22 protein-coding genes are annotated in these 19,162 nt (G+C 67.1%); 8 read left to right on the forward strand and 14 right to left on the reverse strand.

The features are described from left to right. The 3 genes from R2910_00015 to R2910_00025 form a co-directional block, all read right to left on the reverse strand. On the reverse strand, positions 1 to 304 hold a 304-nt coding region (locus tag R2910_00015; GenBank protein MEZ4411352.1), incomplete at its 3' end, for a transketolase. Then, complete coding sequence (gene pgi, locus R2910_00020) at positions 301 to 1,947, reverse strand: glucose-6-phosphate isomerase (GenBank protein ID MEZ4411353.1); 1,647 nt, start codon at positions 1,945 to 1,947, stop codon at positions 301 to 303. The genes R2910_00015 and pgi, both read right to left, overlap by 4 nt. Beyond that, a complete protein-coding gene (locus tag R2910_00025; protein MEZ4411354.1) occupies positions 1,944 to 2,618 on the reverse strand; it encodes a hypothetical protein in 675 nt (224 codons plus the stop codon). Before R2910_00025 ends, pgi begins: the two co-directional genes overlap by 4 nt. A gap of 360 nt (positions 2,619 to 2,978) precedes the next feature. On the opposite strand from R2910_00025, the gene R2910_00030 reads away from it, so the two are divergent. The 4 genes from R2910_00030 to R2910_00045 all read left to right on the forward strand — a co-directional run bounded on the left by R2910_00030 (position 2,979) and on the right by R2910_00045 (position 8,155). Further along, a complete protein-coding gene (locus R2910_00030; protein MEZ4411355.1) occupies positions 2,979 to 3,491 on the forward strand; it encodes a ubiquinol-cytochrome c reductase iron-sulfur subunit in 513 nt (170 codons plus the stop codon). 3 nt (positions 3,492 to 3,494) lie between these two features. Beyond that, entirely contained in the window at positions 3,495 to 4,904 is a 1,410-nt protein-coding gene (locus tag R2910_00035; protein ID MEZ4411356.1) for a cytochrome b N-terminal domain-containing protein, read from the forward strand. A 664-nt stretch (positions 4,905 to 5,568) separates the two neighbouring features. Beyond that, positions 5,569 to 6,303: a dipeptidase PepE gene (gene pepE / locus R2910_00040; GenBank protein ID MEZ4411357.1), complete on the forward strand. Its 735-nt coding sequence runs from the start codon at positions 5,569 to 5,571 to the stop codon at positions 6,301 to 6,303. 19 nt (positions 6,304 to 6,322) lie between these two features. Beyond that, on the forward strand, positions 6,323 to 8,155 hold the full coding sequence (locus R2910_00045; GenBank protein ID MEZ4411358.1) for a CocE/NonD family hydrolase: 1,833 nt from the start codon (positions 6,323 to 6,325) through the stop codon (positions 8,153 to 8,155). 115 nt (positions 8,156 to 8,270) lie between these two features. Here R2910_00045 and R2910_00050 read toward each other — a convergent pair whose 3' ends face one another. Genes R2910_00050 through R2910_00100 form a run of 11 tightly spaced genes read right to left on the reverse strand, consistent with a single transcriptional unit; the run spans position 8,271 to position 15,512 of the window. Continuing rightward, positions 8,271 to 9,125 (reverse strand): bifunctional 5,10-methylenetetrahydrofolate dehydrogenase/5,10-methenyltetrahydrofolate cyclohydrolase, encoded by an 855-nt coding sequence (locus R2910_00050; protein MEZ4411359.1) that lies wholly within the window; start codon positions 9,123 to 9,125, stop codon positions 8,271 to 8,273. After that, positions 9,122 to 9,634, reverse strand: a complete 513-nt coding sequence (locus R2910_00055; protein MEZ4411360.1) for a DinB family protein — start codon at positions 9,632 to 9,634, stop codon at positions 9,122 to 9,124. Before R2910_00055 ends, R2910_00050 begins: the two co-directional genes overlap by 4 nt. Further along, positions 9,631 to 10,002 carry a cupin domain-containing protein gene (locus R2910_00060; protein MEZ4411361.1) on the reverse strand — a complete coding sequence of 124 codons (372 nt, stop codon included), beginning with the start codon at positions 10,000 to 10,002 and terminating at the stop codon, positions 9,631 to 9,633. The genes R2910_00055 and R2910_00060 overlap by 4 nt, the downstream gene beginning before the upstream one ends. Further along, positions 10,002 to 10,253 carry a DUF2249 domain-containing protein gene (locus R2910_00065; protein ID MEZ4411362.1) on the reverse strand — a complete coding sequence of 84 codons (252 nt, stop codon included), beginning with the start codon at positions 10,251 to 10,253 and terminating at the stop codon, positions 10,002 to 10,004. Before R2910_00065 ends, R2910_00060 begins: the two co-directional genes overlap by 1 nt. Continuing rightward, a complete protein-coding gene (locus R2910_00070) occupies positions 10,250 to 10,987 on the reverse strand; it encodes a hypothetical protein (GenBank protein MEZ4411363.1) in 738 nt (245 codons plus the stop codon). Before R2910_00070 ends, R2910_00065 begins: the two co-directional genes overlap by 4 nt. Beyond that, positions 10,987 to 11,865 (reverse strand): DUF2249 domain-containing protein, encoded by an 879-nt coding sequence (locus R2910_00075; protein MEZ4411364.1) that lies wholly within the window; start codon positions 11,863 to 11,865, stop codon positions 10,987 to 10,989. The genes R2910_00070 and R2910_00075 overlap by 1 nt, the downstream gene beginning before the upstream one ends. Next, positions 11,862 to 12,176: a metal-sulfur cluster assembly factor gene (locus tag R2910_00080; GenBank protein ID MEZ4411365.1), complete on the reverse strand. Its 315-nt coding sequence runs from the start codon at positions 12,174 to 12,176 to the stop codon at positions 11,862 to 11,864. Before R2910_00080 ends, R2910_00075 begins: the two co-directional genes overlap by 4 nt. After that, a complete protein-coding gene (locus R2910_00085) occupies positions 12,173 to 13,435 on the reverse strand; it encodes a hypothetical protein (protein MEZ4411366.1) in 1,263 nt (420 codons plus the stop codon). The genes R2910_00080 and R2910_00085 overlap by 4 nt, the downstream gene beginning before the upstream one ends. Further along, positions 13,432 to 14,514, reverse strand: coding sequence for an Mrp/NBP35 family ATP-binding protein (locus R2910_00090; GenBank protein MEZ4411367.1), 1,083 nt, complete (start codon positions 14,512 to 14,514; stop codon positions 13,432 to 13,434). Before R2910_00090 ends, R2910_00085 begins: the two co-directional genes overlap by 4 nt. Before the next feature lie 3 nt (positions 14,515 to 14,517). Continuing rightward, the gene (locus R2910_00095; GenBank protein MEZ4411368.1) at positions 14,518 to 15,147 is read right to left on the reverse strand and encodes a helix-turn-helix domain-containing protein; all 630 of its coding nucleotides are present in this window, start codon (positions 15,145 to 15,147) and stop codon (positions 14,518 to 14,520) included. After that, on the reverse strand, positions 15,144 to 15,512 hold the full coding sequence (locus tag R2910_00100; GenBank protein ID MEZ4411369.1) for a DUF488 family protein: 369 nt from the start codon (positions 15,510 to 15,512) through the stop codon (positions 15,144 to 15,146). Before R2910_00100 ends, R2910_00095 begins: the two co-directional genes overlap by 4 nt. A 122-nt stretch (positions 15,513 to 15,634) precedes the next feature. Between R2910_00100 and R2910_00105 the strand changes: the two genes are divergently transcribed. Genes R2910_00105 through R2910_00120 form a run of 4 tightly spaced genes read left to right on the forward strand, consistent with a single transcriptional unit; the run spans position 15,635 to position 19,021 of the window. After that, positions 15,635 to 16,177, forward strand: coding sequence for a hypothetical protein (locus R2910_00105; protein ID MEZ4411370.1), 543 nt, complete (start codon positions 15,635 to 15,637; stop codon positions 16,175 to 16,177). Continuing rightward, positions 16,174 to 17,649 carry a cbb3-type cytochrome c oxidase subunit I gene (locus R2910_00110; GenBank protein ID MEZ4411371.1) on the forward strand — a complete coding sequence of 492 codons (1,476 nt, stop codon included), beginning with the start codon at positions 16,174 to 16,176 and terminating at the stop codon, positions 17,647 to 17,649. Before R2910_00105 ends, R2910_00110 begins: the two co-directional genes overlap by 4 nt. After that, positions 17,646 to 18,263 (forward strand): SCO family protein, encoded by a 618-nt coding sequence (locus R2910_00115; protein ID MEZ4411372.1) that lies wholly within the window; start codon positions 17,646 to 17,648, stop codon positions 18,261 to 18,263. Before R2910_00110 ends, R2910_00115 begins: the two co-directional genes overlap by 4 nt. Beyond that, positions 18,260 to 19,021: a hypothetical protein gene (locus R2910_00120; protein ID MEZ4411373.1), complete on the forward strand. Its 762-nt coding sequence runs from the start codon at positions 18,260 to 18,262 to the stop codon at positions 19,019 to 19,021. The genes R2910_00115 and R2910_00120 overlap by 4 nt, the downstream gene beginning before the upstream one ends. Positions 19,022 to 19,162 lie beyond the last annotated feature (141 nt).

Below are 19,162 nucleotides of genomic sequence, written 5' to 3' on the forward strand. Positions count from 1 at the left end.
TTCGGCTGCCCCACCGACGGAACTGTTTCAGATCCTCGATGGTCAGTGCGTATCCCGTCAGGTGCAGCAGGCTGTACAGCAGCATGCTGGCGTGCCCGGCCGAGAGCACAAACCGGTCGCGGTTGATCCAGTCCGGGGTGGCCGGATCATGGCGCAGGTGCCGCGTCCAGAGCACGTAGGCCATCGTCGCCGCGCCCATCGGGGCGCCCGGGTGCCCCGAGTCGGCGTGCTGCACTCCGTCGATGCTGAGGGTGCGGATCGTGTTGATGCACAGCTCGTCGAGTGAAGCGCCGGGTTTGCTCATGTCGTCTTTCCCCTTGTCGCCAGGTAGCGACGGATCAGCGCCGACGTGGAGCTGTCGTGCGCCCCCGCGGCCGTGCCGCCGCCCCGCAGTTCGTCGGCAATCCTGGTGGCCAGTGCCTTGCCGAGTTCGACCCCCCACTGATCGAAGGCGTCGATGTTCCAGATGACGCTCTGCGTGAACACGCTGTGCTCGTAGAGCGCGACGAGCGCGCCGAGCGTGGCGGGAGTCAGGGACTCGGCCAGGATGGTGGTCGTCGGCCGGTTTCCCTCGAAGACGCGGTGCGGGACAAGCCACGCTGGCGTCCCTTCCGCCGCGACCTCCCCGGCCGTCTTGCCCATGGCGAGCGCCTCGGACTGCGCGAAGAGGTTGGCCATCAGGAGATCATGGTGGCCCTCGAGCGGATTGAGGGGACGGCAAAAGCCGATGAAATCGCAGGGTATGAGCTTGGTCCCCTGGTGGATCAACTGGAAGAAGGAGTGCTGCCCGTTGGTGCCCGGCTCGCCCCAGATGACCGGGCCCGTCTGGTAGTCCACGGGATGGCCGTCGAGGGTGACGTGCTTCCCATTGCTTTCCATGACCAGCTGCTGGAGGTAGGCCGGGAACCGCTTGAGGTACTCGCTGTAAGGAATGACCGCCGCCGACTGCGCGCCGAAGAAATCGCCGTACCAGACGGCCAGGAGCCCCATGATGACCGGGAGATTCCGCTCCAGCGGCGCCGTGCGGAAGTGCACATCCATCGCGTGGAAGCCCCCGAGCATGTCGTGGAATTGCTCTGCGCCGAGGGCCAGCATGGTCGACAGACCGATCGCCGAGTCCATCGAATAGCGCCCGCCGACCCAATCCCAGAAACCGAACATGTGGGCCGGATCGATGCCGAACTTGGCGACCCCCTCGGCGTTGGTGGAGACGGCGACGAAGTGCTTTGCGATGGCAGCCTCATCGCCCAGGCCGGCGAGGCACCACGCCCGGGCCGCGTGGGCGTTGGTAAGGGTCTCCACCGTCGTGAAGCTCTTGGAACAGACGATGAACAGGGTCTCCGCCGGGTCAAGGTCGCGGGTGGCCTCCACGAAGTCGGTGCCGTCCACGTTGGAGACAAAGCGGAAGGTCATGTCCCTTCGGGTGTAGTGGCGCAGCGCCTCGTACGCCATGACGGGCCCCAGGTCGGAGCCGCCGATTCCGATGTTGACGACATTGCGAATCGGCCGACCGGTGTGGCCCTGCCACCGGCCGCTGCGCACCTCGTCCGCAAAGGCCCCCATCCGTTCGAGGACCGCCCATACGTCTGGCACCACGTCGACGCCGTCCACCAGCAATTGCTCATCCTTCGGCGCGCGCAGGGCCACGTGGAGCGCCGGACGCTGCTCCGTGACGTTGATCCGCTCACCCGCGAACATCGCGGCGATGCGGCCAGGCAGTCCACAGTTGCTCGCCAGCGACATCAGCAACCGCAGCGTCTCATCGGTCACCCGATGCTTCGAGTAGTCCAGGTAGAGCCCGGCCGCCTCGGCGACCAGGCGGGTGCCCCGGTCGGGATCGTCGGCAAAGAGCTCGCGCAGGTGCTGGTGCCGCAGCTGCTCGTAGTGCGCGGCCAGCGCCGCCCAGGCGGGGCGCGACGTCAGGGGAGTGGGCGCGGGTGTGTTCATCGGAGCCCCTTGCCGGACAGTTCATGATCCAGCAGGTCGCCGATGTGTTCGATTGTCAGGTCGGCCGCCGGATACGCCGCCACGTTCTTCGGGTCGAGGGCGTAGTGCCCCTGCCGGGGAAAGATGGTCGTCACCCGGCTGCCCCACTGCCGCTTGAATTCGCTCAGCAGGCGGAGCTTGTCGTCCACCAGGACGTAGTGGCTGGCCGGGTACCGGTCGGCAATCATCCGAAGGACCTGCTCCTTGTGGACGGTGATCAGCACCCGACCCTCGACGGCGTCCCAGAGCCCGGATCGCTGGACCTTGCGCGGCTGAAACACCACGTCGCCATCCGTGAGGATGACCGTCCTCCCCCACTGCCGCAGGTGGGCGAGCACCGCCAGGGCGCGCGGGTACAGCCGGTTGTCAAAGGGATAGTCCAGGAGGAAGGAAGACATCAGGAGCAGGCGCGGGTCCCCGGGGACCTCGAACCGATATCGCTGCAGCGCGCCGAGGTAGTCGGCGTAGCCAAGCTCGCCGCGCAGCCGCTCGAAGATGGTCCAGTACTGCTTGCAGCTCGCGGCCCCGAACTCGGAGGTCAGGTGGCGGCGCAGGTCCTCCTGTACCACATCATTGTCGAGCAGCGTATTGTCGCAGTCAAGCAGAAATACCACGTCATCCAGCATACCCACGACGGCTCCCAATCACTGATGGCGTTCACTTCTTCTCCTGAACCCTAGCCCACATTTCGCCGCACCACAACCGGGCCATCGTGGCCTGGTGTCCACCGCGACTCCGGTTGTCAGGCAACTGTCAGGTACAGGCAGTAAGCTCCGTTCTTCCCGACACGACAGATGCTTCCCTGGTCCCAGCGGTCGCGTTCTCGCGTCTAACCCGCACATCGATGTCCATCCGGCCATCGCGCAGGCGGTCAAGACCAACGGTGGGCAGTCGGAACCCGCTGGCGTTCCGCGGCGGCATCGATATGTTGTGGAAGTGATGGTGGTGCACGTCAGCTCCGGCCCCAACTTACCGAGTCCCAGGAGGCTTCCGTGGATCCTGAACGATCGTCGCGCCGTCGTTTCCTGATCCGGGTGGCCGGCGCACTGGCGGCGATCGAGGGAATGATTCTGGCGGTGCCGCTCGTCGGCACCGCCATCGGGCCCAGCTTCCGGAAACTGCGGCTCACCGCCTTCGCAAAGGTGGGGCCGGTGGCCACCCTCCCCGTGGGCCAGCCCACCGAAGTCACGTTCAATGATGTCACCGCGGATGCCTACCTGAGCAACGACGCGATGCGACATGCGTGGGCGGTGGCCAAGCCGGGCGGGACGGTCACGGTCTTCTCCCCCATCTGCCCCCACCTCGGCTGCCGCTACGACTGGGATGCCGCCGATCACCGCTTTGCCTGTCCTTGCCACGGCAGCCAATTTGCGCTCGACGGTACCGTCCTTGCCGGCCCCGCCCCTCGGCCCCTCGATCCGTTGCCCTCCGAGATCCGGGACGGGACGCTCTTTGTCCGTTGGGAGCTGTTCAAGAGCGGGATTCCCACGCGGGAAGAGGTCTAGGCCATGGGCCGACGCGCCACCGTCTGGCGGTGGCTCAACGAACGCGTGCCCGTCGAGAAGCTCCTGCATGTCGGCCTCGACGAAGAGATCCCCGGGGGCGCCAGCTTCATGTACACCCTGGGCAGCGCGGTCCTGTTCATCATCCTGATCCAGGTCGCGACCGGCGTCTGGCAGCTGTTCTACTACGTGCCGACGGTGGACCACGCCTACGACAGCCTCCAGTACCTCGTCAAGGAGGTGCCGTTCGGGTGGCTGCTGCATGGCCTCCACTACTGGGGCGCCAGCGCGATGGTGGTGCTCGTCGCGCTGCACATGCTCCAAGTGGTGGTCTGGGGTGCTTACAAACGGCCCCGCGAAATGGTCTGGTTCTTCGGCGTGCTGCTGCTCCTGCTCTCGATGCTCATGAGCTTTACAGGCGCGCCGCTGCCCTGGGATCAGCGCGGGTTCTGGGCGGGCGAGGTGGGCACGGAGATGATCGGCACGGTGCCGCTTGTCGGCGGATGGCTGCTGGCCCTGGTGCGCGGCGGGAGCTCCATGGGGCAGCTCACCCTGTCTCGATTCTTTGTCATGCACGTGGCGTTGATCCCGGCGGCGCTCGTGGGGATGGTGGTCCTGCACCTGATCGCCTTCCGAACGGCAGGCAGCGCCGGCCCGTGGTCGGAGGAGCGTGGCGCCGCCCGACGGGGCCTCTTCTGGCCCGACCAGGTCACCAAGGACCTGATCCTGGCCGGCATCGTGCTGGCGCTCCTGGTTGGATTGTCGATCTTCTCCCCCCCGCCGACGTCGGGGCCTGCGGATCCGACCGACAGTTCGTTCGTTCCCAAGCCGGAGTGGAACTTCCTGTTCCTGTACCAGGCGCTGAAGTTCTTTCCCGGCGCGCTCGAACCGCTCGGCACCGTCGGGATCCCGCTGGTCCTCGTCCTGTTCCTCTTCTCGCTCCCGTTCATCGATCGCCGGCCCGATCGCGACCCGCGCCGACGCCCGCTCGTCCTCACGCTCATGATGGCGCTCATCGTGGTCACTGTCACCCTGACCGTCGTCGGCGTTGAGAGCGGCCCGGCCAGCGCCAGACATGCGGGTGCCGGGCCTCCGGTCGCCTCGGCCTCCCACCTCTCGTCCGAGGCCCGCGCAGGCGCCAAGCTCTTCGTGTCGCTGGGGTGCCATGGTTGCCACGCGATCCACGGCACAGGAGGCGTTGTGGGTCCCGACTTGTCGAACGAGCGGGGCCGCGGGCGGACGGTTGCCTGGCTCACGCAACAGATTCAAGACCCGACATCCCATTTCCCGACCGGTGTGATGCCCAGCTTTGCCAGCCTCGACAGCGCCAAGGTCCACGCGCTGGTGGCATTTCTGCTGAGCCAGAGCGTCGACTCCAGCGCCGCCGGCGCGCCCCCGATACGCTCCAACGACTAGACGGAGCTCCGGCGCTCAGGCGTCGGGTTCGGTGACGTTTCGGAACGCGCTCGCTCCGAGAATGCGCCTCGAAGCCTGAGCAATCGCCAACGAACGTGGTGCGGGCACCAAACAGAAACCCCGCACCAGCACCGAAGCTGCTGCGGGGTCAGAGGTGCTTGACCGTGGGCCTGCAAGGGGTTGAACTGGGGAACATCGAAGCTCCGCCTCCGACCTGACGCTTGTCAGGGACGCAGTCAGTGGTGGGGATTCCTGCCACAACACGGCAGAGGCCGTTGACTGGCGTCGCGAGCTGCCGGAATCATCCGACCACAGTCCAGCGCCCGCCACCACCCGTCTCAGTGCGCAACGCCGAAGTCCTCAGTGCCATGCGGGTCCTTCCCGGCGTGTTGCGGTCGCGAGGTCGCGGACGCGGGCGAATAGAGGGGGGACAACCCCCGCGGCGCAGAGTGGTGGGGCAGCCGGGCGAGGCGCGGCGGAGGGCGCGCTTCACATAGGGGGTGGCGGATCGGCGCAGGTCGCCTCCAGGTGGTTCAGTTCCGGCCGCTGCCGACCTCCCTCGCCATGGCGTGCAGATGAAGCTTCTCCGCGGTTCCACCTTTCCTTGCCGGGCTTCGAAGGGCTATCCTCAGGCTATGCTCCCACGTGGCCTGCCGAGGTGACCATGCCCGACCCGCGCCTCCTGCTCCTCAGCAATTCGATGCTGCCCGGCCAGGGCTATCTCGCCTGGGCCCGTCCACACATCAGCGATTTCCTTGGCACAAAGGTGCGCCGGGTGCTGTTTGTGCCATTCGCCGGCGTGACCATCCCCTGGGACGAATACGCTGACCGGGTGCGGGAGGTCTTCGGCTCGCTGGGGTACGAGGTGGTGGGCGCACATGAGTGTGACGACCCGGTGGCCGCGCTGGCCGAGGCCGACGCGGTCGCTGTCGGTGGCGGCAACACCTTCCAGCTCCTCGCGCAGATGCACGCCACCGGACTGATCAGCGCCATCCGCGCCTCGGCCCTGAACGGGGCGCCCTTCGTCGGGTGGAGCGCCGGCTCCAACGTGGCCTGCCCCACCATCCGCACCACCAACGACATGCCGATCGTCGAGCCGCCGGGACTGTCGGCGCTGGGCCTGGTGCCCTTCCAGATCAACGCCCACTATACCGAAGCCCGCCTCGGAGACTACGGCGGAGAGACCCGGGTGGACCGACTGCATGAGTTTGTCCACGCCAACCCCGGCATGCCGGTGGTCGGCTTGCCCGAAGGCACCGCACTCCGCGTGGAAGGCGGAGAGCTTTCCCTGATCGGGGACGCCGGCGCCGTGGTCTACGGCCTGGACGGCGGCCCGCGTCGAGTGGATGCCGAAGGACTGAAGAAACTTGGCTTGCTCAAGGCGACTCACCGCTCCTGACCCACGACACGAGAGTTCCATGCACCGACTCACGCCGTTCCACCTGATGGCCCTCGCGCTGTTCGCTGCGCCCCTCGCCGCACAGCAGGACACCAGCGCGTACGTCGGGACGGAGGTCATGATCCCCATGCGGGACGGGGTGAAGCTGCATACCATCTTCTACGTGCCGAAGAATGCCGCCGGCAACTTGCCGATCATTCTGACCCGCACCCCGTACGGCATCGACCATCGCCTGGCCGGCAACCTCCGCGGCTACTACGCCGCGCTGGCCCGGGACGGCTACATCTTCGCCTATCAGGACATCCGGGGTAGGTACGGCAGCGAAGGCACCTTCGTCATGCAGCGGCCACCCCTCCACCTCACCGACAAGAAGGCGGTGGACGAGAGCACCGACGCCTACGACACGATCGACTGGCTGGTCAAGCAGGTGCCCGGCAACTCCGGACGGGTGGGGATGCTGGGGATTTCCTATCCGGGGTGGACCACGGCCATGGCGCTGATCGATCCGCACCCCGCGCTCCGGGCCGCGTCGCCCCAGGCCTCGCCGGCCGACATGTGGATGGGTGACGATTTCCATCACCAGGGGGCGTTCCGGTTGAGCTACGGATTCGAGTACGCCGTGCTCACCGAAGCATCGGACACCAACAGCGACTTCAGCTTCGACCGCTACGACACCTACGACTGGTACCGGGAGCTGGGGCCCCTCTCCCACGTCAACGACAGCATCCTTCACGGCTCGCTCCCCACCTGGAACGATTTCGTGGCTCATCCCAACTACGACGCCTTCTGGCAGCGCCAGGCCATCGCGCCATATCTCACCAAGGTGACCGTGCCCACCCTCAATGTCGCCGGCTGGTGGGACCAGGAAGACTTCTACGGACCGATCCACATCTACGAGGCGATGGAGCTGGCAGACACGAAGCACCTGAGCCGACTGGTGGTCGGCCCCTGGAATCACGGCGGGTGGGCAGGTGGTCCGGGGCAGAAGCTGGGAAACATCGACTTCGGAAGCCCCACCGGCGAGTACTTCCGCGACAGCGTGCAGGCGCCGTTCTTCGCGTACTACCTGAAGGACCAGGGCGAAATGACCCTGCCCGAGGCGCTCACCTGGGAATCCGGCGCCAACCGGTGGGTGAGGAACGACGCCTGGCCGGCAACGTCAGGGGTGCGCCAGAAGCAGCTCTACTTCCGGGCCGGGGGCAAACTCTCGTTCGACGCCCCACTGACCTCCCCCGACAGCGTGGACAGCTACCTTTCCGACCCGGCCGACCCGGTGCCGTACCGCCGGCGGCCCATCGAGCCGACCTACTACCCGGGGGGATCCGGCTGGTCCACCTGGCTGCTGCAGGACCAGCGCCTGGCCTCGTCCCGGCCCGACGTGCTGGTCTGGGAGACCGACCCGCTCACCGAGGATGTCGTGGTGCGCGGCAACATCGCGGCCCACCTCTTTGCCAGCACCACCGGCCAGGACGCCGACTGGGTGGTCAAGCTCATCGACGTCTACCCGGAACAGTATGCGCCCGACCCGAAGCTGGGCGGCTATCAGCTCATGGTGGCCAACGACGTCCTGCGGGGGCGCTATCGCGAAAGCTGGGAGCATCCCACCCCCATTCCGTCGGATAGCGTGGTCGCCTTCACGGTGGACATGCATACCCAGGATTACCGGTTCCTCAAGGGCCACCGGATCATGGTGCAGGTGCAGAGCTCGTGGTTCCCGATCATCGACCGCAATCCCCAGACGTGGGTGCCCAACATCTTCAAGGCCACGGCCGGTGATTTTCGGGCGCAGACGCACCGCGTGTATCGCTCGCCCCGCTATCCCTCGCACGTGAGTTTGGACGTCGGGGAATAGGAAGACCCGCAGACCCCTTCCAGACAGAAACCCCGCACCAGCACCTAGGCTGTTGCGGGGTTACATGCGTTCGACAGTGGGCCTGGGAAGAGTCGAATCAGGGGGAGCGCGCGGCTCACTCGAGAGGCTGGACGCTCGCGGCCTGCTCCGCGAACGCAATCACCCGTTCGATCAGGACCGATACCGTCATCGGCCCGATACCGCCCGGCACGGGGGAGAACGCTCCCAGGTGCGCCACTCCGCCGGAGGTGTCCACATCGCCCCGCCCTCCGGAATTGAAGTAGCCGACATCGATGCAGATCGAGCCGGCGGCGAGCGCCGTCGACGGCACGACGCCAGGATCCGAGGCGGCCACCACCACGAGCGCCGCCTGTTGCACCCCTTGCAGGAGGTCGGCGTCGTCCGCCGGCAGGATGGGTTGCATCCTGGCGCCTCGACGGGCGAGCGCCTCGCTGAACATCCTCGTGAAGGGGATGTCGGGACCCACCACCACGCCGGCTCGCCCTCGAATGTCTACGCCATGCCCGTCGAGCAGCTCCAATCCGGCGGATACGGTCAACGGCGGGAGCCCATCGGGAGCCGCAAAGTATTCAGTGATGCGCCTCGCCGTCATGATATCCACGTCGTCCGCCGCCGGGACCAGGTCCGTGAGTGCATCACCGTCGATTCCGTCCGGAAACGGAAATTCCAGAAAGACCGCGTCCACCACCTCGCGGCTGAGACGCGTCCGCAGCGCATGCTCCGCCTCTGACGACGGCGTTTCCGCTGGGAGCACCAGCGGCACGACGTCGACCCCGGCAGCGGCGCACGCTCGGAGTTTGCGCGCGACAAAGGCCGCCTCGCCCTGCCTGTCCGCAAAGGCGACCAGCACCAGCCGCGGCCGTCGACCCAGGCGCTCGGCAACCCGCTGGCCCCGCGCCGCGAGCGCTGGCGCGCGGGACCGGGCGAGCGCCAATCCGTCCAGGATCACCGGCTCGGTCCCCGAAGAATCTTGACCGTGGTGACGACCTGTCCGGCATGTCGCTGGGCGTGCTGGGCGGCATGTGACAACAGGCCGATCACATCACTCGGCCGCTGCGCCTTCCCGACCCCACGGAACTCAAGCAACTGCTCAGCTGGCGTCTCGCGCAGCACGGCCAGCGCCGCGTCCACCGCCCTGGTAACCGAGGCGAGCAATTCCTTCGCCGACGCCGGCGGCTCTCCCGGGGTCCCCTCCAGCTTGATGGCACTAACCTGGTCCGGGGTCAGTGGAACTCCGCAGGCGTACGTGACGAGCCGGTCCGTGCTGCCGGCAATGTGACGTAGGTGAAAGCCCACGGCGGCCGCCCCGCCCGGCCGTGCCCAGAGTTCGTCACCGGTCAGGTCGGCCGCGGCAGACTCCAAATCCCGGCGCGTCTGGATCAGCGCGTGCGCCACCGGCATGAGCAGCGGAGGAATCCCCTCCACCGGTCCATCGAGCCAGGCCTCGATACCGATCATGAAGACTTGGGAGGGTCGCCGGACGCCCCCACCGATGCCACCGTCAGGAGGAAGGTCGCGCCAGACGCCGAGGCGACGGCATGCCGTACCCCAGCCCCGAGTGAGAGCAGCTGGCCCGGGCCGATATCGTGCGTGTTGCCGGCGGCCGAGAACTGGAGTCGGCCCTGCAGCGGCTGGACCGTGATCGGGCCGTCCGCCTGATGCTCCGGAATCTCCGCGCCGGCCGCCACGGTCACCAGCGTCGCGCGAATCAGGCCATTCTTGATCAACGTTCGTGCACGTCGACCGCCTGGCGAAGGCTCCTCGCCACCTCCCGACAGTGCCACGATCACCACGTCACCGGAAAGCGGTCGTTCGATCGAAGACATCAGGCCTCCACCGTTGTTGGCCGCTTCTGTACACGTACCCGCCAGGTTTCCGGTCCGTTTTCGAGGTAGTCGAAGGCGAACGCATCATCACCCCGAGTCGCCTTGAGCGCGTAGTACATGCACTTCGGGTCGTGGTCCACCGTCAGATCCAGCGTGGCCCCCTCGGCGAGCGCTTCGTATGCCGTCATGATCCGGTCGAACCGATCCTTTGGTTCCACGGGCCGGATATCCAGCGTAACCAGGTCGGTCATTCCCGTGCTCCTGTCGTTAGAGGTCCTCTCAGCGGCACCGGCGACGACGCCGTGCCGCTGCTTCCGCAGCCCCATCCCCCGCGGCGTCCCAGCCAATGCTGCCAGGCCACCCCGTAGCGGGGCGCGCTGGGCGTCAGGGTCACCGTTCCCGAGTACGACGCCAGGGCGAGCCGTCGCATCAGATCCCCTACCCCCGCGCCATCCTGCGAGGCGGTCTCGGGCCCCCCGCCGATCAGGCGGATGTGGCCCAGGGCGTTCCCAAACCGCTCGAGCAGCGGCTCGGCCATGGCTCCAAGCGGACCGAACTGCGGATCGGCCTCCCAGGCAAGGGCTACCCCAGCGGCGTGACAGACGATGCCGTCCCAGACTGCCGACTCGCCGCGGAGGAGGATGGCCACCTGGCCGCCGTCCTGCCTGATCCGCTCGGCGCGTGCCACCCGCACGGCGAGCGGCACCGGGCCGGCCAGCAGGACGGGGGCGTCCAACGCCTCGGACAGTCGGGCCAGGCGACGTTCATCCTCCAGCTGATGGGTCCGATATCCCGTGAGCGTGAGTCCGGCGGTCCGGACCAACTCCGCCGCCATCACGGCACCAGGCGCACTGGTATCCGGAGCAACCCCATGGGCATCACCTTCACGCAATTCCAGCGCGGCAAGCCCGCGCCGCTGCGCGAACAGGATGAGATCGTTGAGTGGCGCATCGGGCGCCGCCTCCGAAGAGAGCCCGAGCCGCATCAGCCCTCCGTGCGTGAAATCTCCACCCGCCACACCGATGGCCCCTGCTCGAGATACTCCCAGCCGAATTCGCCGGCGTGCTCGTAGTCGAACTGATAGCGCAGCGGCTTCGGGTCGTGGTCGTTGACCAAAACGAACGACTCCCCAGGCGCCAGCGCGGAAAAGGTGCTGAAGATCGTGGGATGCTTTTCCCGGGGTGGAATGACCCGAACGTCCAGGGTGCGTGCCGTAGCCATCGGTGTACCTCGTGATTGATGTGGCTGGTCCGGCGTGCCCGCCACCCGATGGCGGATGAACACCCGAACCAGGTCGGGAGCCTGCTGACGAACCTCGTACGAGAAGCCGCGCTCCTCGAGGAGTGGAAGGAGGAACTGCGGGACCCGGACATTGATCTGCAACAGCGTGCCATCGGGCGGAAGCGTCTCGAGCGCCGCCAGTGTCAGGACCATCGGCTCCGGCGGCTCCATCTCCCGTACGTCGAGCACGATGACCCCGGGGTCCGGCTCCTCGTTCGGCGGGACGGGCGCGGCGGGGGTCGGGATGGCGGCAGCCTGTGCCGATGGATAGAACCACACCTGCCAGTCCTCGTGGCCCAACTGTTCTGTGTAGTGCTCGAAGCCCTGCTTGCTCATCACGCCGTAGAGGGGCACCGGCTCGAAAATGGCGCGCACCGCCAGGGCGCCGCCTTTGGGAACGCGTTGCCGCGCCGCCATGATCAGACTGAAGGGTTCCCGCCCGTTCCGAAGCTCCTCGCGCACGTCGAGCTCGACGAGCTGGTCGGGGGGGATGGTATCGAGCGCCTCCGGCCGCGGGACCGCCGTCACCGTCGCCCCCGCCGCTGACCGTGCCCTCAGGGCGTCCGTCCGTCTGCGGTTCATTTCCTGACCTCCTTGTTCTCGTTGATCATTCCTGCATGCCAGCGCGGGTCCCAGACCAGGTTCGGCTCCACCTGCGCCACCTGGGGGACCAGCGAGAGAGACTCGAGGATGTTTGCAGTGATGAGTTGTTCCATCGGGCAGCCGGGTGTCGTGAGGGTGTAGGTGACCCGCACGACTGGCCCGTTGACTTCGAGATCATAGACCAGCCCCAGGGTCACGATGTCGAGCCCGATCTCGGGGTCGATGACCGTGCGCAGCGCGTCCCAGATCACATCCGGGTCGGGCGCCTTGGGAAGGGACGTCTCGTTCATGGTGTCCTCCGTGCCAGTGCGAGCATCTGAAGGGCTTCGACCACCACCCCGGCGGTCAGGATCAGGGTGCCCGCTCGGGCGAGCGCTGGCTGGGCGGCGATCACCCCTGCCAGAAGCAAGAGGACGCCGAGCAGGAGCAGGGCGCCGGCGGCGCCGGCCAGGCGCGCCGAGTAGAGATCGCTCACCCGTGCAATCTTCCGCTTGCCGGTCAGTGGCCCGAACCGATGGTACCAGACAAGGAACGGGACGATCTTGTAGTAGAGCGCGGCGACGAAGAGGCTGATGCCCAGCACCAGCGCCAGCACATAGGCCGTCGACGCGCGCGGCGAGGCATCGATGAACAGCGCGACTGCGGCGAGGGCGAGCGCCACCGCCAGCACACCGAGGGCGAGCGCGGCGGAGCGCATCCCGGGATCGAGCGCGGGTCGGTGCCGGTGGATGTAGAACGCCCGTGCCTGGAGCAGCAGCGCGAAGAGGCCACCGCCGAGCAGGAGCGTCGGCAGCCAGCGGCTGACGATCGGCGGCGCATGATGACCGACGGTGAGCGTCGCCGCACCGGCCGCGAGCAACCCCACCGATACCTTGGCGTGGCGTTCACTGGCGCCGTGGCTGAGGAGAAACATCGGCAGGAGGCGGTGCGCGACGCCGACGATCACCAGCAGTACCCAGCCGAACAAGGCGACGTGCAGGTGGGTGCCGAGCGCGATGGGCCGGGCGGCGCCCAGGTATCCCCAGTGGAGGTTGCCGGCCAGCGCCAGGCCCAGCGCGAGCGTGACCGCCAGGAAGACGTCGGCTCCGGCCAGCGCCCACCACGTGATGTCACGCGCCGTGGGCCGCAGCAGGGTGGCGCTGAGATTGACGATGAAGACGAGCAGGCCAGTGCCCAACAACGCCGCGCCACCGAGCATGAGGGGCGCAACGCCGAGGACCATCCCCGCCACGAACGCCGCTACTCCCGGGACGTAGATGAGGAAGGTGAAGTGACCGGCGGAGATGGACCGGATGGGTTCCCCGAGCGCCACCGGCAGGAACTGGTAGAGGGCACCCATGATGGAGGTGGTAATCCATCCCAGGGTGAAGAGATGAGTGACGCCCACAATGGATGGCAGGGGATAGGCACCTGCCGCGAGATCCGGGGCGACCACCACGAGCCCGACCGCCCCGAGCACCAGGAACACGAGGGCCGCCGTGAAGTGCTCGCCGGGCAAGCGGAAGGGTGGCGCCTTGGACGCGGCGAGGCCGATGGCCGGGGCGCTCATGGCGCGTGCACCCCTTTGGCCGCCGCGCGGTGAAGAAGGTCGAGGCTTTCACGGACCGTGTGGGCCATCGTCCTGAACGCAGCGGTCGACGCGCCGTGGGGTTCAGCGACCATCGCCGGTGCGCCGGCATCGCCACCGCGGACGGTGCTCTCCTCGAAGGGAATCCTCGCGAGGAGCGGACACGCCATCTTCTCGCTGAGTGCCGCGCCGCCCCCCTCCCCAAAGGGGTGGGATGTCCGGCTACACGCACACACCGCCTCGCTCATGTTCTCCACCACGCCGAGCACCGGTACCCCGAGCTTACGAAACATCTCGATGGCCTTGCCCGCCTCGAGGACCGACAGGCGCTGCGGGGTGGTCACCACCACCGCGCCGTCCACCTCGATGGCCTCGGCCAACGAGAGCGGCACATCGCCAGTGCCGGGAGGCAGGTCCACGACCAGCACATCCAGCGCTGGCCACACGACGCCTCGCGCAAATTGCTTGACGGCCTTCCCGACCAGCGGGCCGCGCCAGACCGCAGGGGACTTGGCGCCGAGAAAGAATCCGAATGAAACGACGGCCATCCCGAGCGCCTCGAGCGGGAGGATCTGGTGCTGGGCCGTCATCCGAACCCGCTGGGCACCATCCTCGATGCCCAGCAGCACCGGCACCGAGGGACCGTAGATGTCGGCGTCCAGCACGCCGACGCGGAGTCCTGCCTCTTGGAGGGCCAGCGCAAGGTTGACCGCCACGGTGCTCTTCCCCACCCCGCCCTTGCCGGCGCCGACGGCAATGACCTTGGCGACGCCAGGCATCCGGACCCGGTCCGCGGCGGGGGATGGCCTCGAGGTCGCGTGCGCGTCAGGTGTGAGGATCTGGATTTCGGAGCGAATGGCACCGGCCTGCGCCAGGCGCGCACCGATGGCCTCGCGAAGCAGGGCGGGAACGTCTTCGCGTGACGTAGCCAACCTGAGTGACACGTGGACCCGGTCGTTCCGGACGGCAATCGAGCGCACCAACCCCAACGCCACGATATCCCGTGTCAGCCCCGGATAGGGGACGTCGGCCAGCGCCGCCTGCACGGCGTCCTCGCTCAACACCTAGGCCTCCACCCGGTAGGCACAGGAACTGTCGCCGGTCGGGATGTAGTTCACCCGCGTCAGGCCCTCGCCCAGCAGTTCGCGGATCAGGCCGATCTCCGCCACGCAGGGGATGCGCGTGGAGCGGACCAGTTCGCGAATCGGACAATGGCAGAGACGCAACCGCGGCGCGCCGTCGTCATCCTCAACCACGGCCATGAATCCGAGTTCCGAGAAGATCCGGGCCACTTCCTCGACCCGCGCCCGTCCCTGCAGGTGTTGCACCCGGGCCAGCGCATCGGCGCGCCGACCGCCAATGCGCCGCTCGAAAAATTCGCGGAGGACCTCGCTCTTGCCCGATTTGACGAGGTGAGCCGCAAGCTCCCGGAGCGTGTCTCCCTCTCGGCGAGGAAAGAGCCCATCGGCCTCCGGCGTCAACCCGTAGAGCACCTCGGGGCGCCCCGGTCCAGTGCTCCGACTCCCCTCGCGCCTGGCCAACCCGGCAGCGATGAGCGACTTGAGGTGTCCCCGGACCGTTTCGATGTTGAGACCCACCTCGGCGGCCAGCTCGGGAATGGTGCCGTGGCCGCGACGCTTGAGCAGATCGAGGATGGATTGCTGACTTTCACCGAGACCGGGAGCGCTGATCATCGGTGTCTCACCTGATCGGTCATCATCGCGTCGAGGAACTCCTTCAGGACCACCGCCTGGTTGTGCTCGGCGTCGTGGGCGGAATACAGCAGCGTCACGTCGCCGGCGGCGGCGGCCACGAGCAGCGGGGTGAGGGCGATGGGGTTGTGCTCCAGCTCCCGGGTGTAGCGCCGCCGGAACTCCGGCCATTTCTCGGGATCGTGTCCGAACCGCTGACGGAGTTCGGTGCTGGGCGCCACGTCCTTGAGCCAGGCATCCAGCTTGAGCGCGCTCTTGCGCACGCCGCGAGGCCAGAGACGGTCAACCAGGATTGTGCGCGAGCCGTCGCTGACAGTGGGCTCGTAGGCGCGTCGAATGTGGATCATGGAAGCAGAATGGATGTGAGCGTCGGGTTTGTCAAGTCATTTACCTTGACAATTATGGGGTCGACTTGTAGGATGACCGAGCACAGGGAATACTGAGGCACCCACCCCCGAAAGGGTTCCCCATGTCCTTTCAAGACAAGATCTGGCTCACCACCCTCGTCGGAATCGCCGGGGTCACCCTGGCGTTCCTCTACGTCATCAGCCAGTCGGGCCGACAGGAGGAGCCGTCCGCGGTGCAGTCCCGGGCCTATGCCCTCCGCCGGTGGGTCTTTGCCGGGCTGATCCTCCTCGGCATCGTGGTGACCGGCGCCAGCCTGCGGCCCTTCCCCATTGCCCCGCAGCACACGCCGTCGCTGGCGCCGCAGGTCATTCAGGTCGTCGGTCACCAGTGGGCCTGGCAAATGGACCCCGGACCGATCCGTGCCGGAACACCGGTGGCGTTCGCGGTCACCAGCGCCGACGTCAACCACGGCCTTGGGATCTATGACGCCGGCGATCGGCTGCTGGCGCAGACGCAGGCGATGCCGGGCGTGACCAACCGCCTGGTGTACACTTTTGCCCAGCCGGGCAAATACCGGATCCTCTGCCTGGAGTACTGCGGCCTGGCCCACCACGGGATGATCACCGAATTCGAAGTCGTCGCTGGCACGGAGGGGCAGCCATGAGCATGCTCTATCCCGAGAACGAGACGCTGCCCCCACGCGAGCGCCGCGTGCTCACCCTCTACCTGGTGACCACGCTGGTGCTCTTCCTCGTGCTGATGGTGTTCGGACTCCTGATGCGCCTGGCACAAGGCACCTGGCTCGACCTTCCGGCCACGCTGTTCTACCAATTGATGACGGCGCACGGCGCGGGGATGGTGGGGACCGTGGCGCTGGGCGCCAGCGCGGTGATGTGGTTTTTCCTGCGCAAGTTCGTGCCGTTGAGCACCCCCATCTTCCTGGCGAACTACCTCCTCTTCATGGTCGGCGCCGTGCTGCTCCTGGCGGCCACCTTCCTGGGGCACTACGCCGGTGGATGGACGTTCCTGTATCCGCTGCCCGTCAAGTCGATGGGCATCTGGAGCGTCGGGTCCGCGGCCCTCTTCATGGTAGGGTACCTGCTCATCGGGGTCGGCTTCCTGCTCTTCTACCTCGACGCCATGCGCGCCATGATCCGGGTCTACGGCAATCTGGGCCGCGCCCTCGGCGTGCAGTGGCTTTTCGGCGGCGCCATCGACAAGAGCCATCCGCCGACCGTGGTCGCGAGCACCATGGTGGTCATCGTCAACTCGCTCGGGATCCTCGGCGGCGCGGTCGTGCTGGTCATGAGCCTGATCAACGCCTACGCCTCCGACATCGTCCTGAACGCCCTCTTCGCCAAGAATCTCATCTATTTCTTCGGGCACGTCTTCATCAACATCAGCATCTATATGGCGGTGATCGCGGTGTACGAGCTGCTTCCCCGCTACACCGGACGGCCGTGGGGTGTTTCGCGGCCGTTCCTGTGGGGATGGGCGGCGAGTACCGTCATGGTGCTGACGGTCTACCCGCACCACCTGCTGATGGACTTCGCCATGCCGCGCTGGATGGCCGTGATGGGCCAGGTCGTCTCCTACACGAGCGGCCTCCCGGTCTTCACGGTGACCGCGTATGGTGCCTTGACCAACATCTACCGCTCCGGACTGCGCTGGCGCACGCCGGCCATGCTCCTCATCCTGTCGATGTTCGGCTGGGCGGCGGGCATCGTTCCCGCCATCATCGACGCCACCATCAGCGTCAACCGGGTCATGCACAACACCCTCTGGGTCCCCGGCCACTTCCATTTCTATCTCCTGCTGGGCGTCCTGCCCATGCTGCTGGCCTTCATGTATCACGTCATCGGGGCAGACGCCGATCGCCCCGAGCGCGGAAGCGACCGGCTCGGTGTTGCCACCTATATCCTCGGCGGCCTGACCTTCGTCCTGATGTTCCTTGCCGGGGGCCACGCCAGCGTGCCGAGGCGTTGGGCCGTGCATTTCGCGGAATGGCAATCGTACGACCGCGTGGCCTCAATCGGGGCCGTCCTGGTGATCCTCGCCCTGACGCTCTTTACCGTGCGCATCTGCCGCGGCCTGCTGCATCGAGCGTCCCGGTCTCAACCAGCGTTGAGCGGGTGACAGCCCTGCGCACCATCCTGCTGTCCGTCGTGCTGGTGCTCGCGGGTGGGAGTGGGCTGGCCGTGGCCACGGATGGTTTCCATGCCTTCACCACCGAGACGGCCCGCCGCGTTGCGGTGCGTCGCCACCCGGTGCCGGTGCCGGCGGTGCCGCTCGAGAATCAAGCCGGGGTGCCGTTCACCCTGGCGGACCTCCAGGGGCGGTGGATCCTGGTGGACTTCATCTACACACGCTGCCTGACGCTCTGCATGACGCTCGGCGGCGACTTCGCGCAACTGGAGAGGCAACTGGCCATCCCGATTGCCGAGGGAAAGGTGCAGCTCCTCAGCATCAGCTTTGATCCCGCCCACGATGCACCGGCCGAGCTGTCAGCCTACCTCGCGCGGTTCCGGAACCGGAATCCGGCGTGGCAGGCAGCGCGACCAACCACCGCGGAAGGACTCGGACGGCTGAAGCGTGCACTTGGGCTCACCGTGATCCCGGACAGCATGGGCGGCTTTACCCACAACGCGGGGATTCTCCTCGTGAATCCGGCGGGTGAACTCGTGGACATCTTTGATGTTGGACAGGTGGATCAGGTGAAAGAGGCAGTGCTGGCTCGGCTGGGGTCATGACAGGCGGGCGCTGGTCCCGACCGATGTGCGGCGCCAGCCTGCTCGCGGTGATGGCGCTGGTGCCGCCGGTGCGCCACGCACTCGAATCGAGCATGACCGCGCAGATGCTGGGACAACTGCCGCTCCTGGTCGCGGCTGGTGCCCTGGTCGCTCCCGCGGTTTCCCCCGCCCTCCGTGCGCGCCTGCATCGATGGAACCAGGGGGGCGTCACCGGGCTCGTGCTGGCCTCCCTCGTCGCCGCGTGCTGGATGCTGCCCAGGTCGCTCGACGCTTCCACGGTGCGGCCGCTGATGGCCGTCGCCAAGTACCTGACCGTCCCGTTGCTGATCGGGCTACCCTTCGCGCTCAGCTGGCCGCGCATGGGTTTTGTCGTCCGGGGTGTCTTCCTGGCGGAGGTCGTGGCGACCTGCTTCCGGCTGGGCTGGCTCTACCGCGTGTCACCCATCCGCCTGTGCAACAACTATGGACTGAGCGACCAGCAACGGCTGGGCGGGTACCTGCTCATGCTGGGCGGCGGGTTGCTGGCCTGGATCGGCTGGAAGCTGCTCATGGGACGCTTTGAATCAGGTCCACCCCTGCCGGGAGGCCTGCCTCCCGCAACGGATCACCCGGAGTGGACCCCCGCCGGGCTGTCCCCAGACGTCGCGAGCAGGTACGAGGATGCTCGACTCCGGGGTCTCTGCCACGAGGGCGCCCTGGAAGCAGCGCTCGGAGTGACACCGCAACCTCATACCCCCACAGCGTCGCACCCGGCATGACGGACAGGCGTCCGACCTTGGCTTGCATCAGGCAATCCGCCGCGTCACGCAGGGACTGGTGTCCCTGAACGACGATCGTGGTGCCAAGTATCAGGGCGCGGACCGGCCTGCTTGAACGGAACTTCATACCTATCTCACGCT

The organism is Gemmatimonadales bacterium, assembly GCA_041390145.1.
GTDB lineage: Bacteria > Gemmatimonadota > Gemmatimonadetes > Gemmatimonadales > GWC2-71-9 > SPDF01.